We start from the raw sequence: 1,711 nt of genomic DNA, 5'->3' as shown, positions 1-1,711 counted from the left end.
ACACAACTAAAGCATTATCTGAAGCAAACTTTAACTTAGTTTTAAATAACTGTACTAAAGTTTATGACGATTCTGCAAACCAAACTGCTGATGCAACGACTGTTTCTATCTTAGCAACAGGTGAAGCATTAACTGGTCACTCAGATATGTTTGCTGACGCTCAAGCATCACAAATCGGTGTTAAATTAGCTGCTGGTAAAGCAAAAACTGAAGTTAAACCTAACATTGCAACTGAAATTACTGACCTGAAAATAACCGGTAAAAATGACTACATCATCCCAGTTGTTGCTGGTCTGTACGCAACGGCTTCTGATGCTGTCGCACAAAACTTAAATGTGCCAGTAACATTCAGCGTAGCATACGACTAATCACCGTCGTGCGTTAATTTAGCTAGTAAAGCAGGCAGTTATTTATTACTGCCTGCAAATTATAAGAGAAAAAAAGAATGCTAAAATTAAAATCCTTACTTTTTATCTTATTTGCTTTTTCGTTTTCTTCTCAAGCGGGTGTCGGTTTAAGTCAAACCCGTATTGTTATTGATGAAGCAACAAACTCTGCTGCAATTACTGCACGAAATGAAGACAGTAAATCGTATTTAGTCGCCAGTTTTATTACACAAAAATTAGATAGCAAAACACCTTCTGAAGGTTACTTTGTCATTACGCCTTCTATTTTTAAATTAGCGCCAAAACAACGTAATATTATTAAAATAAAAGCGCTCACACACAAGTTTCCAAAAGATCGTGAAAGTATGTATTACTTTCACTCAAGAAATGTCCCTGAATCCGATAAAGCGGATGGGGTAAAAGTCGGGTTAGAAAGTGTTATTAAAATTTTCTATCGACCGGCTAATCTGCCGATGCAGCAAGAAGAAGCATTTAAAGGCATCAAAACTAAAAGTACCTCCAATGGCGTTAAGGTAGTCAATAACTCGCCTTACTATATCAATTTGGCTGGTTTATCTGTTAATAACAAAGCGATTAAGCTTAATAAACAAAATAATGTTATTGCCCCATTTGCTGAAATGAACTTTGTTTCTCAATCAAAAGTGGGCGCTGTTAAGTGGGCTGTTATCAACGACCTTGGAGGATACAATGAATATCATGGGACTGTTGAGTAAAGGGATATTAGCGCTAAGTGTCATTGTATTCTCAGGCTCAATTATTGCTCAGAATGGGCAAATACAGTTCAAAACCAAAATCATAAAAGGAACTTGTGAGTTTGATGATAACAGTGAGTTAGATAAATATATTGATTTTAATAAAAGTGGAATGCTAACAGCATCTGATGTTGACGAAAGCCCAATTAATCAACCGATAAAAACTGAAAGTTTTTCTTATACCATTACTTGTCAGAATTTCCCGGCAGGTACTGAAAAGAAAATTAAAATAAAATCTAAATCGGCCGCATCAACAACATTTAATAATGGTATTTTTTTTGGATTAGCAGATACAACTAAAACGGGTTTTTTACTTGAATCCTGCGACAATAACAACCAAAATTGTCAGGCGGTGAAAGATGAAGGGATTTCCACATTTCCTTCCACAACCAGCGATTCAATTGTTGTGAATTACCAAGTTAGCCTTGTCAAACGAGAGAATAACGTTAAGCCAGGCGATGCTAATGCTGCGGTTACTTTTGAATATTATCAGGATTAAGAGCCATGAAAAAAATAAAACAGGGGTTACTGACTTTTTTAATGCTCCTCATG

General features: G+C 35.8%; 2 protein-coding genes and 1 pseudogene. All 3 read left to right on the top strand.

Annotated elements, in window-relative coordinates; genetic code table 11:
• A pseudogene (locus ACHB7C_RS20690) lies at positions 1-368 on the top strand (type 1 fimbrial protein); the annotation flags it as partial.
• Between the two features lie 77 nt (positions 369-445).
• Positions 446-1,120 (top strand): molecular chaperone, encoded by a 675-nt coding sequence (locus ACHB7C_RS20685; protein ID WP_048609192.1) that lies wholly within the window; start codon positions 446-448, stop codon positions 1,118-1,120.
• The gene (locus ACHB7C_RS20680; RefSeq protein ID WP_042848884.1) at positions 1,095-1,658 is read left to right on the top strand and encodes a hypothetical protein; all 564 of its coding nucleotides are present in this window, start codon (positions 1,095-1,097) and stop codon (positions 1,656-1,658) included. Before ACHB7C_RS20685 ends, ACHB7C_RS20680 begins: the two co-directional genes overlap by 26 nt.
• The last annotated feature ends 53 nt before the right edge of the window (positions 1,659-1,711 follow it).

Source organism: Providencia sp. 2024EL-00732, from assembly GCF_044006275.1.
GTDB classification, from domain to species: Bacteria; Pseudomonadota; Gammaproteobacteria; order Enterobacterales; family Enterobacteriaceae; genus Providencia; species Providencia huashanensis.
The sequence above is the reverse complement of the archived record's forward strand: the minus strand, read 5'-3'. Positions and strand labels throughout refer to the sequence as shown.

Bases quoted from the DNA above. Each gene is read 5' to 3' on its own strand.
- ACHB7C_RS20685 (WP_048609192.1), top strand. From the start codon at position 446: ATGCTAAAATTAAAATCCTTACTTTTTATCTTATTTGCTTTTTCGTTT.
- ACHB7C_RS20680 (WP_042848884.1), top strand. From the start codon at position 1,095: ATGAATATCATGGGACTGTTGAGTAAAGGGATATTAGCGCTAAGTGTC.